Here is a 13,205-nt window from a genome sequence, read left to right as displayed (position 1 = left end):
TTCATAAAGAAAGGATGAATGAACATTGACATTTGGAAAAAAAGATCAAGAAAGAAACAAAAAATTAAAAATAAGAGCAGTGCAATTAGAAAATAAATTAAATGAAATAATTAAAAGTGGATTAAACCGTGAATCTGTTTTCGAACTAGTTGGTCTTGAAAGTGAGAAAAAAGCGGAAAACCTAAGAAGGTTACGAGAGCAGGTAGAGGTTCTTTCCCTTCAATTCAACTTTCCCACAAAAAATGATGTAGCAAACCTTGCGAAAATGCTTATTCAAGTAGAAGAAAAAATCGATAGTTTGGAAGAAAAGCTGGAGGTGGGATTCCAATCAGCAAAATTAAAACCGGATGCGCCAAACCGAGGCGTAATTAAAAATAGAAAAACTCCAACTCCCACAAGAGTGCTCCTTAAGATTAATAATTCCTCAAAAAGTAACGTAAAGGGAACTGAGGAGAAAATAGCACGTTTCAGAGAGGGGGAAAACCATGGATAATGATATGGAGAAGTGGAAGAGTGAAATGAGTAAATACAATGATACTCCGTATAAAGATGGGATTACTCCAAGAGTGAAAATTTGGACGAAAAATAAAGCCACATTGTGGCATTACCCTGCAATAAATAAAAACAATAAAACGCCCATTTTTATTATTTATTCTTTGGTTAATCAACCATTTATTTTAGATCTCCTACCAGGAGCAAGCACGATTGAAGCTTTTGTTAGCAATGGATATGATGTGTATTTAATTGATTTTGGAAAGCCAGGCTTAGAAGACCGTAATATGACTATTAGCGATTATGTATCAGATTACATCGAACGAGCCGTCCAAAAAACACTTGCACATGCAGAGACAGACAATTTGACAGTTTTGGGTTATTGTCTTGGAGGAACTCTAGCTGCTATCCACGCCTCCATTACCAGCGCTCCAATAAAAAACCTCATTCTATTCGTCACTCCAATTGACTTCCACACCCCACCATATTTTGATAAATGGGTCAAAGCGTTAAGAAAAGGAAACGTGCAAGAAAATAAATTTGTGAATGAAATAGGTGTATTGCCAGCCTCTTTTGTAGAAGCAGGAATAAGACTAGTTACTTCTCCCATTTACATTACTCCGTACCTCTCATTACTCACAAAAAAAGATGACAAAAATTATGTCGAAAAGTGGCTTCGCTTTAATGCCTGGACGAAAGGACATATACCGATGACAAGTGGAGTTGCCAATCAAATAGGAGAGGATTTAATAAAAGACAATAAGTTAATGAAAGGCACGTTCATGGTTAATGGGAAGCAAGTAAAGCTTGAAAATATAAAAGCAAACCTGCTTGTTGTTGGAACAGAGGGAGATAGACTCGTACCATTGCATCAAATCATGCCCATCATGGAAAAAGTATCAAGCATTGATAAACATATCCACATACTGCAGGGTGGCCATACAGGAACCTCTGTGGAAAATGGAAAAATACCAGCTTACTTGGATGAATGGCTTTCTAGTAGGTCCTAGATTACGTTATGACGATTAAGGAGGGGATATAGAAATGTTTTATTTAATGGAAGATAGAGTTTGGTCCATGGACCCCTATCTAGAGTATTTAGGATTTGGCCCTTTAGTTTATACACAGTTTTTACACAGTTTGAAAGAAAACTAGGGAGAGAGCTCTTTTATTGCTTCTCTCTTTATTTTATTCTGGCAAAAATTTAAAATTAAATGGACAAAAACGAATGATTTTCGTTAGAATTTATAAAAAGAGTAAAAGTAGATAATAGCTTATTCAAAGCTTAACCACTCCTATTAACTTCTTGAACAAGGAATTAAACCTTTAATTTGAAATGTAGGATCAAAACATAGAGTTTAAGGAGGAAGTAATGAAAAAGTACAAGATTCTTTTAATTGGTACCATCCTAGGATTTATGGTCTCCTTGTTGTACGCAGTTTTTATCAGGCTTTCAGACCCAATGTGGGGAGACTTAACTGCTATCGCATCCTTTATGGTGCTTTTCCCCATTTCTATCTTACTCTCTCTATTATTGCAGCTAGGGATACTTATCTTTCAAAAATACAAAAGGTAGTTCTTGTAATAAACATGCCCTTTCACAAGATTGTCAGATGTGAGGACGCACTATTAGCTTCTACTACTATATAATGAGAGTAGAAAATAAAGTAAGGAAAGACGGGGGTAGTATGGCAAATACCACAATGCAAAGATTCAGAATGATGGGATTAGTGGAAGGCGGTTCATTATTGGTACTTTTATTTATTGCGATGCCGTTAAAATATGGACTGGATATTCCACAAGCAGTAAGTGTAGTTGGAGCATTACATGGCTTTTTATTCATTGCTTATGTACTCTTCGTTGCTTATATCACCATAAAAATTAGATGGTCGATAAAATGGGTTGCAGGTGCTTTTATTGTTGCATTTATTCCTTTTGGGAATATTGTTTTTGATAATTATTTGAAAAAGTCTTCTTTTGTAAGCTAGATTTCATTATATTTGCAATGGCTTCATAAAACTAATAAGCAGGACGGAAAAAGTAAGTTTTCCGTCCTGCTTTCATTTTAGGGACAATCTTGAGAAAACGCCTAAACTCCCATTGATTTTGCAATATTACTTTGTTTTAAATATTCTGCAAGTAAATCGGGGACCGTTAAATACAATAATCCATTTCCTTCTAAAGCCTTAGGGTAGCCAAGAGGGATAGTTCTCTTTATGAGTTGAGCATAAATTTCTGGCTCAGAAAGTGGTCTTGAAAATTCCTCTTCTTCCAATGATATAATTAAGGCAAGTGCGCCAGAAACATGTGGTGCGGACATAGAAGTCCCACTGAATACGGCATAGCTTCCTCCTGGAACCGTGGAGATAATTTTTTCTCCAGGTGCCACAAGGTCTATTTCATTATTTGAATTTGTAAAATAGGAGGATTCTCGTTGTAGGTTGATTGAACCTACAGCAATAACCTCTGTATAAGCTGCCGGATAGGAAAATTCATCTGTATGATGATTACCATCTCCTTCATTGCCGGCTGCACAAACTACTAGGATGTTTTGTTCAATGGCGGCTTTAATTGCTTGATGAAGTTCCGGAACGTCCAACGGTCCGCCGAGCGACATAGAAATGATATCAACATTTTTGGAAACTGCATAATTTATCGCATTGATAATCCATTCATATTCTCCGGAGCCAGTTTCCCCTGCCAATGCTTTTAAGACAATAAGCTTAGCTTCTGGTGCCACTCCAACTACTCCAGATTGAGAATTTATCGCAGCTATAGTACCTGAAACATGCGTACCATGACCATTGTAATCCGTAAAATTCTCAGAATCCCCTTGGTCATCATCTGTAAAATTTCTTCCTTCTAGCACTCTTCCTTCTAAATCAGGATGATTACTGTCACAACCTGTATCAATAACAGCTATTACCTTATTTTCACCGTTGTACCCCTTTTGCCACATAGCTGGGGCTTGAATCATTTCGATACCTTCTGGAATTCGGTGAGTCTCAAATAACTTGTTCTCCAATTGGTACGGAATTAAATGAATTAGTTTACCTTTTTGCATACAAACGCCTCCTAATCATTTTTTTCAATCAGTGAAAAAGAAAGAAGGTGTTACGTGTTACTTTCAGAAAATTCTATCAACTAAAACCGAAAAGGACAAGGGCTAAAAAACCTGAATTAATATAATTTTTTCCCAATTTTAAATAACTCTCCTAACTAATGAGTAGTATGACATAGTCAATTAGGGATAAAAAAGATGAAAGTGTGACTTTTTAAGAGCGATTTTTTATTGATTTTCGTGCGCTTATAAACAAGTCTTATCGTCTATAAGCCTCAAGTCTTATAGCAAAATATGGCTGTGGCTCATTATAACAACACTGTCAAAAAGGTAAGCTAGAGACATAGAAAAGAAAGGAGGAACAGTCAATGAAGAAGTTTTGTTTGTTTTTGGTAGGTATCATCGCATTCTTTGTTCTTCTGGCAAATATAGGGCCTTTATTGGGGCTAGCGGTTAGTTTAGTAGTTACCTATTATGCAGTAAAAGAATTCATGAGAACAGACTCGACAGGAACAAAAATCCTCTGGGGTATTATAGCTTTCATTGCTATTTCGTTCTCCATTGCAAATGTCCCAGCAATCTTGGCAGTTGTTGCAGCGTATATTCTCTATGTTGTCTATAAAAACTGGAATAAAACAAAAGAACATAAAGAAGACATCATCGATGCAGACGATCCATTCACTAACTTTGAAAGACAATGGAATTCACTAAACAAATAAAGGGAGGAAAAAAATGGCAAACTTATTTTCAAGAATTAAACAAACCATTTCAGCAGATTTTCATGAAGTTTTGGATAAAAAGGAACAACAGAATCCTATTGCGATGCTCAATCAGTATTTGCGAGATTGTGAACGCGAGGTAGAGAAGGTTCGTAACCTTGTGGAAAGACAACATCGATTAAAAGAAGAATTTATTCGAGAATACAGAGAAGCAAGGAATCTTGCAGAGAAACGTGAGGCTCAAGCAAAAATAGCAGAAAAAGCTGGCGAAGTGGAATTGCAAGAGTTTGCAAGCAGGGAACATATGCAGTATCAAGAAAGAGCTAGTCACTTGAAGAGCTCTCTTGAAAAGACATCAAAGGATTTATCTTCACTTGAGCAGAAGTATGAAGAAATGAAACATCGTTTGAAGGATATGTATATTAAGCGGATGGAGTTAATGGGAAGAGAAAATGTTGCCCGAGCTACACACCGTATGAATCAAGTAGTGGATGCCAAACAGATGGAAAGCTCCTACACTAGGTTTAATGAAATGGAAAACTATCTGGATCGTTTAGAACATCAAGTGAATACAAACTATCACCGCAATACAATCGATGCAAAAATTGCTAGTTTAGAAAAAGAAATTCATCATTCTGAAGAGAAAACTCATTCTCTTTCCCAATAAAAACTGCTATTCTTAAAAGGCGTGCATATTACGCCTTTTTTGCTAAGTTTATTAAAAAATTTATCTACAGTTTAAATAATGACTAGCTAGTCTGAGGCCCAGGCAAGCTGCCAAGAAGGTAATCTGCGTCTTGTCTTATGCTTGTTGGGGCTAACCAAGGCGCTACCGCATTTCGGATTGTCCAGCTTCAGCGCCTAGCCCCTCGAGGTCATAATCCAATTCGTCAAGAAGGTAAAAACCCTCCTTCATGTCGACTTGTCTTATGTTTGTCGGGGCTGAACGAGGCGCTTCCGCATTTCTAATAAGGAGGGATAAGGCAAATGTTAAGCAGAATGAAATCAGATTATTTAAATTTTATCATTGTAGTTGGCAGCATGATTTTTCTTCTGGAAATATTATTTTTTAATACTGGCCTTATTTTTTCCTTTTTATTTTCAAGTTTAATGATGTATGTTGGACGGAAGAAATGGCATTGGATAATGGGGAAGGCATTATTTATCATAGGGTTGCTCTCTATTACCTTTTCCGTCTTCAATATGTTGACATTTCATTTTATGCTGATGGCGACGGTTGGCTATTTTTTATATAAATACTTTCAATCAAAGAAAACACCAGTGGAATTGAGACCAAATATAATGGAAAGTAACAGTGAAAGCCTCGTAACGCAAGAGCAAAAATGGTTTACTAATAAAATTTTTGGCAACCAGCGAACTCCTGATTCCACTTATACTTGGGAGGATGTCAATATTCAATGTGGAATTAGTGATACATTAATTGATCTTAGCTACACGGTGCTACCTAAAGGAGAAGCAATCATATTTATTCGTAATATCATTGGAAATGTTCAAATACTCGTTCCTTATGAGGTAGAGTTAAGTATAAAGCATTCAGGGATGGTTGGTTCCACGACTGTGTTAGAACATGAAGAAAAAAGTATTTTTAATCAAACAGTTCATGTTCAAACAGCAAACTATAAAGAAGCTACAAATAAAGTAAAGATTGTCACCTCTATTGTTGTAGGAAGTCTTGAGGTGAAGAGGGTATGAGTGTACTCCAACGGCATGTATGGTTTGCAATAGCCCTTTCTGTCTCAAGTTTTTTATTACTGGTAAGTTTCTATTATTTATTTTTTCCTGTGATTAGCATTGGTGACCTCTGGGATGTAAAAGTGATGGATTTACCCTTTATCATTTTTGTATTAGTTATCGCGATTGGCATCGGGCTCTTGTACGGTCTTTTTTCAGGATTTTATTGGCGCAAACAATTGCATCAGGTTCATGAGGAATTGAAGGCCGTGGAGCAAGGAAAGAGCTTATGGGAAATTCAAGGGAGCTCTGTTCAAGAAATCGCTTCTATAGAAGAATCTATCTGGAGACTCCATAGTCAGATCCAGGAGCAGACCAAACTTGCTCAAAAAGTAGCGAATGAAAAAGCAGTGGATTTGGAAAATAGGATCCAAGAAATTGTATCCCAAGAGCGAAATCGATTGGCTAGGGAATTGCATGATTCCGTTAGTCAGCAGTTGTTTGCAGCGTCCATGTTGATGTCAGCATTAACTGAAACGAAGGAAGAATCAAATACAGGTGAAGCAAAACAGCTCCGATTAGTAGAAGAGATGATACAGCAGTCTCAGCTGGAAATGCGAGCATTATTACTACACTTACGACCCGTTGCTTTAAAGGGGAAAACGCTCCAAGAAGGTGCAGAGGAATTGTTATTGGAATTGATGCAAAAAGTTCCAATGACAATAAAGTGGAAAATTGAGAGCTTTCCGATTGAAAAAGGAGTGGAAGACCACCTTTTTCGTATCCTTCAAGAAACACTATCCAATACATTAAGGCATTCTAAAGCTAGTTCTTTAGAAGTTCTTTTAATACAAAGAGATAATTTAATCATTCTTCGTGTTGTAGATGATGGAATTGGCTTTGATGTGGAGCAGGCAAGGGCAGGATCTTATGGGCTGCAAAATATGCATGAGCGAGCAGTCGAACTTGGTGGTACGTTGAAAATCGTAAGTGTTGAGAACGAGGGAACAAGGCTAGAAGTAAAAGTACCAAAACTAAACACAGAGGAGGGTTAATCATATGATAAGGGTGTTATTTGTCGATGACCATGAGATGGTGAGAATTGGGGTTTCTGCTTACTTGTCAGCACAACCTGATATTGAAGTCATTGCAGAAGCTGACGATGGGACAGTTGCAGTAGACCTTGCATTTGAACTTCGACCAGACATTATATTAATGGATCTCGTTATGAAAGAAATGGATGGTATTGAAGCTACAAAAAGAATTATTGAAGAGTGGCCAGAAGCAAAAATAATCATAGTTACCAGTTTTCTAGACGATGAGAAGGTCTATCCTGCACTTGAAGCTGGGGCAACTAGTTATATGTTGAAAACGTCTAAAGCCAGTGAGATTGCAAATGCTATTCGTTCCACCTATAAAGGGCAATCTATACTTGAGCCAGAAGTAGCTGGGAAAATGATGCGTAAAATGCGTAGTAAAACGGAAATACTCCCACATGAGGAACTCACCTCCAGGGAAATGGAGGTCCTCTTACTAATGACACAGGGAAAAACAAATCAAGAAATAGCAGATGAACTATTTATTGCTTTGAAAACAGTAAAAGTTCATGTGAGTAATATATTGGCAAAACTGCAAGTTCAAGACAGAACGCAAGCAGTTATTTATGCATTTAAACATTCATTAGTGAACTAGTGGATGTTTTTTATTTTCCTAAGAAAATGATTATTAAGCTATCGACTGCTCTCTTATATAATGAACTTTAATATTCATATAAAGGGGGAAGGCTATTGTGGCAACTGACTATACGAAAATAGAATGGCAAGTAATGATGCCCACATTTAGAGATGTTAATTATGATATAAGAAATTTTGGTGCAATTGCTGGCGGTTTCCACCTAAACACCGAAGCGATAAATAAGGCTGTCCAAATATGTTCAGGAGAAGGTGGGGGTAAAGTAATAGTATCTTCTGGTATTTGGTTAACAGGTCCCATCACCCTACATAGTAATGTGAACCTACATTTAGAAAGTGGTGCTACTATATTATTCAGCAGTAATATGGATGAATATCCATTAATAGTATCTAGCTTTGAAGGTTTAAAGGCAGTAAGGTGTCAATCACCAATTGATGCAGAAAATCTAGAAAATGCAGCTATTACAGGTGAAGGTACCTTTGATGGGGCAGGCGCGGCATGGAGACCTGTGAAGAAATATAAAATGACAGAAAGTAAATGGAATAATTTAGTAAGTTCAGGTGGAGTGGTAGATGAAGAGCAGGAAATTTGGTGGCCGACTGATAAGGCGATGCAAGGATTACAAAAAGTGCCACAACTTCAGCAAAGTGGCTCCTTGATACTTGAAGATTATCAAGTGGTAAAGGACTTCCTACGACCTAACATGGTCAGTCTCCGAAAATGCAAAAACATTTTAATAGACGGCCCGACTTTTCAAAATTCTCCTGCTTGGTGTTTGCATCCATGGATATGTGAGAATGTTACGATTAGGAACTTGACAGTCAGAAACCCTTGGTATTCCCAAAATGGGGACGGGCTGGATGTGGAATCTTGTAAAAATGTAGTAGTGGATAACTGTATTTTTGATGTTGGGGATGATGCGATCTGTATCAAGTCCGGAAAGGATGAAGAAGGCAGAAAGCTAGGCAAACCAGCTCAGAATATAATGATAAAAAACTGTACTGTCTACAGCGGGCACGGTGGATTTGTAATTGGAAGCGAAATGTCAGGCGGTGTGAAAGAGGTAACAATTAAAGATTGTACATTTTTTGGAACGGATACTGGGCTTCGCTTTAAAAGCAAAAGAGGGAGAGGTGGCACCGTAGAAAACGTAGCCATCGATTCTATTAATATGATAGGCATAAAAAAAGAAGCAATAGTTTTTCATATGTTCTATGAACAAGGTGATTCTAAGGTTTTGGAAAGTGCTCCTTTTTCAGAACAAACACCTGTTTTTCAAAAAATATCAATAAGCAATGTTAATTGTATAGAAGCGGAAACGGCCATTTTATTACGTGGATTACCTGAGAAACCGTTGGAACAGCTATCTTTTGAAAACATCTTCATTAAATCAACATTTGGCATCGATTGTTCCTATCTAAATCATTCTACATTTACTAACATAAAAGTTGTAGTAAATAAAGGAGAAAGGGTTACAATAAATAACTGTGTGGGAATAAGAGGATTATAAAGCTGTATTAAAAGGGAGGTAATCCCCTTGAAAAAAGTCGTAATTGTAGGTGGCAATGGTACTATTGGATCTATATTAAAAGAAGGCTTACAGGTCAGTTTTGAAGTGGTTATTTGTGATAAAAGCATACAGGAAGATACAGTAAATTACATTCAACTTGACGCAACCAATTATGACGAAGTGTATGAAAAAATACCGGTCGATACGGATGTGCTTATTAACTTGATTGCTACAGACAACGGTAAACATATTGTTGATAATAAGCATTTTGATCTAATGACAGAGGTATTCTTTAAGGCAGGTTATTATTTATTGGATGTAGCAACAAGAAAAAAAATTCCGAAAGTAATTATAGCAAGCAGTAACCATGTAACAGACGGCTATGAGGATGAAGGTCACTCCTTGCTTGGTCGAAAGATTACAATAGATGACTATCCTTATTCACGTGGCCTATACGGGGTCCTGAAGCTTGCCTCAGAAAATGTTGGCAGACTATTTGCAGATGAAAGGGAAGTATCAGTCATCAATTTAAGAATTGCTTCTGTTCCTAAGGAAGAAGTAAAAGACTTAAAAGAAGATGACCGTCTCGTCCATACATTGTTAACAAGAGAAGATGTTGTAAATATTTTCCAAGCAGCAATTGAATCTGATGTTAAATACGGCACATATTATGGTGTGTCTGACAATCCGGATTCACCTTGGGATACAAAGAACGCAAAAAACGAACTAGGCTTTGTATCAGAACAAAACTCAAAAGATATTATGGAAAAAAGCTGACCTCTGTCAGCTTCAGTGTGTAGACAAAGGTACTTTTCTTATGTTAACGCGATTCCTATGTTGATCGTAGTGAAAGACGCGAAGACTCCTGCGGGAGGAAGGGACATGGGAAACCCCGCAGGGCGCAAGCCCGAGGAGGTTCCCGGACCGCCCGCGGAAAGCGAAGCGTCTGCAACGAAGATCAACAGTTAAATGCAAGTCTACAAATAATTTGGGTTTGTCAACAGTCTGAAGCTGACCTCTGTCAGCTTTTTTTGTGTTAACCCCTAATCATTTCATCAGCATGCAAGATGAAAAGGTTATTATATCAAGGATAGAAGTGATGATATGAGCAATTGATTATATTCTAATTGAAAATTCTGAATTAAATTGAAAGTAAGACAAGTATAGATAACGCAACGTGATGTATGAGCGTTCGTCTTAAAATGGATTCGGAAGGGGGAAAATAATTAGCTTAAATGAAAGCGCATTCTTTTATGGGGCTTTTGGTAATCTTACCTAAAAGTAAAGTTGATATGTACAAACTAGGCTTTAGTAATCTATCATTAAATTAGTTATCAATTAACGTGGGGGTATTCAAAAATGAATGTAAAGAAAAAATCATTTGCATTTTTACTTCTTGCCTTGATGCTGGTATTTGTCAGTGCATGTAATAATGAAAGCGCTTCAAATACAGAGATTGATCCTGATAAGCCATTTTCTATCTCTATCATGGCTAATCTTCATACACCAGAAGTGCCTCAGGATAAAATCAAAACATTGCTTGAAGAAAAAACAAATACAAAATTGGAGTTTCAATGGGTACCAGATAATAACTATGAAGAAAGACTGAACACTGCATTTGCAACAGGATCTCTTCCACAAGCAGTTTTCATGAAAAACCAAACTACTTTTAATCAATTTAAGGATGCAATCCGTGACGATCAGTTCTGGGAAATTGGACCTTATTTGGATGAGTATGAAAACTTAAGTAAGCTGAAAGAGCAAGTTCTTGAAAATACAAAAGTAGATGACAAAATTTATTCTTTGTATCAAGGAAGACCTCTTTCACGTCAAGGAATTATCTATCGTAAGGATTGGGCAGATAATTTAGGATTATCAGCTCCAACTACAACAGAAGAGTTTTTTGAAATGGCAAAGCAATTCACTGAAAACGATCCTAACAAGACAGGTAAAAAGGATACTATCGGTTTAACGGACCGTAGTGATTTAGTTTACGGAGCGTTCTATACAGTGGCATCTTGGTTCGGTACGCCGAATGAGTGGGGAGAGGATGAAGATGGAAAATTAAAGCCTTCATTCATGTTCCCTGAATATATGGAAACACTTGATTTCTTCAAAGATATGCATGAGAACGGTTATATGAACCAAGACTTCCCTGTTACAAGTAAAAATGATCAGCAAGCATTGTTCATTAATGGAACTGCTGGTATTTATGTAGGTTCTATGGGAGATGTCCAAACACTATATAATGATTTAGCAAAAGTACACCCAGACGCAGAGGTAGATGTACACAACTATGTAGAAGGCCCACAAGGTGATTATGGAATTTGGAGTCTTCCTGGTTACGGAAACGTAGTTATGTTCCCGAAATCTTCTGTAAAGTCTGAAGAGGAATTAAAAAGAATCCTACAATTCTTTGATGATTTAATGACTCCAGAAGTATCCAACTTAATTTTCTGGGGTATCGAAGGAGAGCATTATACAGTGGAGAACGGTATGGGTAAACCTGCTGAAGATACTGCGAAAAACGATCGTGAAGTAAAACCTTTCCAAGCAATTGAAATTGGAGAGCCAGAAAATAACGGTCGCTTTGAAGGGTTCCATACGTTTGAACCAAAAGCAAAATCAGAAGAACTATTTATCGATAATGAGAACTATTTGATTATTGATCCGACACTAACGCTTGATTCCGATGCATTCTTAGCCAATGGAGAGAGATTACGAACCATCATTCAAGATGCTTCGTATCAATACATTCTTCGTCAAATTGATAAGGATGGATTCGAAAAAGCGGTTCAGAGATGGTTGAATGACGGTGGTCAGCAAATCATTGATGAGTTTAACGAATCTGCTGGTAATTAAATAACAAAAAACAGGAGGCATAAACTATTCGCCTCCTGTTTTTATTACCAATTAGATAACAACCTATGAATTTCGTAGGTATCTGCTTCTTCTTTTGTTAAAGCTTTTGACCAGGAAACCCGAGCTTCAGTAAAGGCTCCAGGTCCAGTCGATTCAAATTCTCCGTAGTAGCTTGTAGATTCGTTCTCCATATTTCTCCAATTATCCCATCCAACCTGTTTTATATGTGATCCCATCCAAGTATTAATAAATATGGTATGTGCATAAGGTCGCCACGGTCTTCCTAAAAAGACAGAGTCATCTGTCGCAACCCCTGTTAATTTACAATCAATGAATACAAAACCATAAGGGGCATCTTCAGGTGTTGATGCTGCTGTAATATAGCCTTTTCGTAAACTATGAATCTCGCATTGGTGAAAAATAGCGGATGCAGCTCCAAAGATAAAGTCAACATGTCCTTCAATATAACAATTCTTATATAGTTGTTTTCCCTTGCTTGCATAAAGTGTATCTTGGTTACCTAATAACTTGACTTCTTTTATGGTGCTTTTATCCCCGGATATATAGAGAGCAAGGGCTTGGCCAATCTCATGTCCATAACCTGCACTGTTTACGATAGTCAAGTTTTCTATTCTAATATTATCTGCAAAAGATGTGACAACGGCCGTTTGAAAGGTGCCAATTGGTTGCCCCTTTTTATCCTTCATCGTTGCACAACGATGAAAGGTAATAATCGTTTTTTCAGAACTTTCCCCCTGTAACGTAATAGGTGATTTATTCTCTGGGATTATGACTCGTTCCTTATACTCTCCATTTTTGATCAGGACAGTCACAGGTTCCAATGGATGGACCCGAATGGAATCAATAGCTGCTTGAATAGTGTCAAAATCTGATAAACCATCCTGGGATACAGTTATATATTGCATGGAAAAACTCCTTCCAAAAAAATTGTGTGATGCTCACATTATAAATAAAATTCTGTATTTTCGGATAATCAGTTTGTTAGGTTTTCGCCATGATTCCCCATCAGATTTAGGTTTTACGCTTTCTATATACTGTGATGATTATATACGTTATGAAAGCGCTGTCCTATGATTTGAATATACAAAGCAATATCACTTTTTATATTTGTTAGGGAAGGGGCATTATGGAAAAAAACTGGGGAGAGGTAGAGATG

Annotated in this window: 14 protein-coding genes; 12 read left to right on the top strand and 2 right to left on the bottom strand. The window is 37.1% G+C overall.

The features are described 5' to 3' along the window. The first annotated feature begins 25 nt into the window (after positions 1-25). The 4 genes from LRP81_RS08685 (at position 26) to LRP81_RS08670 (ending at position 2,480) form a co-directional block, all read left to right on the top strand. Positions 26-493: a hypothetical protein gene (locus LRP81_RS08685; RefSeq protein ID WP_230500879.1), complete on the top strand. Its 468-nt coding sequence runs from the start codon at positions 26-28 to the stop codon at positions 491-493. Beyond that, complete coding sequence (locus tag LRP81_RS08680; RefSeq protein ID WP_230500878.1) at positions 486-1,502, top strand: alpha/beta fold hydrolase; 1,017 nt, start codon at positions 486-488, stop codon at positions 1,500-1,502. Before LRP81_RS08685 ends, LRP81_RS08680 begins: the two co-directional genes overlap by 8 nt. Positions 1,503-1,864: 362 nt before the next feature. After that, positions 1,865-2,068 (top strand): hypothetical protein, encoded by a 204-nt coding sequence (locus LRP81_RS08675; protein ID WP_230500877.1) that lies wholly within the window; start codon positions 1,865-1,867, stop codon positions 2,066-2,068. Between the two features lie 112 nt (positions 2,069-2,180). Further along, on the top strand, positions 2,181-2,480 hold the full coding sequence (locus tag LRP81_RS08670) for a DUF3817 domain-containing protein (protein ID WP_230500876.1): 300 nt from the start codon (positions 2,181-2,183) through the stop codon (positions 2,478-2,480). A gap of 101 nt (positions 2,481-2,581) precedes the next feature. On the opposite strand, the gene LRP81_RS08665 is transcribed toward LRP81_RS08670, so the two are convergent. Continuing rightward, positions 2,582-3,556: a S8 family peptidase gene (locus tag LRP81_RS08665; RefSeq protein ID WP_230500875.1), complete on the bottom strand. Its 975-nt coding sequence runs from the start codon at positions 3,554-3,556 to the stop codon at positions 2,582-2,584. 365 nt (positions 3,557-3,921) lie between these two features. On the opposite strand from LRP81_RS08665, the gene LRP81_RS08660 reads away from it, so the two are divergent. From LRP81_RS08660 to LRP81_RS08625, 8 genes are all read left to right on the top strand, one after another. Beyond that, entirely contained in the window at positions 3,922-4,272 is a 351-nt protein-coding gene (locus LRP81_RS08660) for a lmo0954 family membrane protein (protein ID WP_230500874.1), read from the top strand. A gap of 13 nt (positions 4,273-4,285) precedes the next feature. Continuing rightward, on the top strand, positions 4,286-4,939 hold the full coding sequence (locus tag LRP81_RS08655) for a PspA/IM30 family protein (RefSeq protein WP_230500873.1): 654 nt from the start codon (positions 4,286-4,288) through the stop codon (positions 4,937-4,939). A 320-nt stretch (positions 4,940-5,259) separates the two neighbouring features. Further along, on the top strand, positions 5,260-5,985 hold the full coding sequence (gene liaF / locus LRP81_RS08650; protein WP_230500872.1) for a cell wall-active antibiotics response protein LiaF: 726 nt from the start codon (positions 5,260-5,262) through the stop codon (positions 5,983-5,985). Further along, positions 5,982-7,019, top strand: a complete 1,038-nt coding sequence (locus tag LRP81_RS08645) for a sensor histidine kinase (RefSeq protein WP_230500871.1) — start codon at positions 5,982-5,984, stop codon at positions 7,017-7,019. The genes liaF and LRP81_RS08645 overlap by 4 nt, the downstream gene beginning before the upstream one ends. 4 nt (positions 7,020-7,023) lie before the next feature. Continuing rightward, positions 7,024-7,656 (top strand): response regulator transcription factor, encoded by a 633-nt coding sequence (locus tag LRP81_RS08640; protein ID WP_230500870.1) that lies wholly within the window; start codon positions 7,024-7,026, stop codon positions 7,654-7,656. Between the two features lie 97 nt (positions 7,657-7,753). Beyond that, the gene (locus LRP81_RS08635) at positions 7,754-9,166 is read left to right on the top strand and encodes a glycoside hydrolase family 28 protein (RefSeq protein WP_230500869.1); all 1,413 of its coding nucleotides are present in this window, start codon (positions 7,754-7,756) and stop codon (positions 9,164-9,166) included. Positions 9,167-9,193: 27 nt separating this feature from the next. Continuing rightward, a complete protein-coding gene (locus LRP81_RS08630) occupies positions 9,194-9,943 on the top strand; it encodes an NAD-dependent epimerase/dehydratase family protein (protein ID WP_230500868.1) in 750 nt (249 codons plus the stop codon). Between the two features lie 582 nt (positions 9,944-10,525). Then, positions 10,526-12,028 carry an extracellular solute-binding protein gene (locus LRP81_RS08625; RefSeq protein ID WP_230500867.1) on the top strand — a complete coding sequence of 501 codons (1,503 nt, stop codon included), beginning with the start codon at positions 10,526-10,528 and terminating at the stop codon, positions 12,026-12,028. A 44-nt stretch (positions 12,029-12,072) separates the two neighbouring features. Here LRP81_RS08625 and LRP81_RS08620 read toward each other — a convergent pair whose 3' ends face one another. Continuing rightward, positions 12,073-12,954, bottom strand: coding sequence for a pectinesterase family protein (locus LRP81_RS08620; protein WP_230500866.1), 882 nt, complete (start codon positions 12,952-12,954; stop codon positions 12,073-12,075). Between the last annotated feature and the right edge of the window lie 251 nt (positions 12,955-13,205).

The organism is Sutcliffiella rhizosphaerae (assembly GCF_917563925.1).
Lineage (GTDB): Bacteria > Bacillota > Bacilli > Bacillales > Bacillaceae_I > Sutcliffiella_A > Sutcliffiella_A rhizosphaerae.
Note: the sequence above shows the minus strand (reverse complement) of the source record. Positions and strands in the feature narration are given on the sequence as shown.

Excerpts from the sequence above, each read along its gene's own strand:
- LRP81_RS08675 (WP_230500877.1), top strand. The coding sequence starts at position 1,865 with ATGAAAAAGTACAAGATTCTTTTAATTGGTACCATCCTAGGATTTATG.
- LRP81_RS08645 (WP_230500871.1), top strand. The coding sequence starts at position 5,982 with ATGAGTGTACTCCAACGGCATGTATGGTTTGCAATAGCCCTTTCTGTC.
- LRP81_RS08640 (WP_230500870.1), top strand. The coding sequence starts at position 7,024 with ATGATAAGGGTGTTATTTGTCGATGACCATGAGATGGTGAGAATTGGG.
- LRP81_RS08680 (WP_230500878.1), top strand. The coding sequence starts at position 486 with ATGGATAATGATATGGAGAAGTGGAAGAGTGAAATGAGTAAATACAAT.
- LRP81_RS08625 (WP_230500867.1), top strand. The coding sequence starts at position 10,526 with ATGAATGTAAAGAAAAAATCATTTGCATTTTTACTTCTTGCCTTGATG.
- LRP81_RS08655 (WP_230500873.1), top strand. The coding sequence starts at position 4,286 with ATGGCAAACTTATTTTCAAGAATTAAACAAACCATTTCAGCAGATTTT.
- liaF (WP_230500872.1), top strand. The coding sequence starts at position 5,260 with ATGTTAAGCAGAATGAAATCAGATTATTTAAATTTTATCATTGTAGTT.
- LRP81_RS08670 (WP_230500876.1), top strand. The coding sequence starts at position 2,181 with ATGGCAAATACCACAATGCAAAGATTCAGAATGATGGGATTAGTGGAA.
- LRP81_RS08665 (WP_230500875.1), bottom strand. The coding sequence starts at position 3,556 with ATGCAAAAAGGTAAACTAATTCATTTAATTCCGTACCAATTGGAGAAC.
- LRP81_RS08660 (WP_230500874.1), top strand. The coding sequence starts at position 3,922 with ATGAAGAAGTTTTGTTTGTTTTTGGTAGGTATCATCGCATTCTTTGTT.
- LRP81_RS08620 (WP_230500866.1), bottom strand. The coding sequence starts at position 12,954 with ATGCAATATATAACTGTATCCCAGGATGGTTTATCAGATTTTGACACT.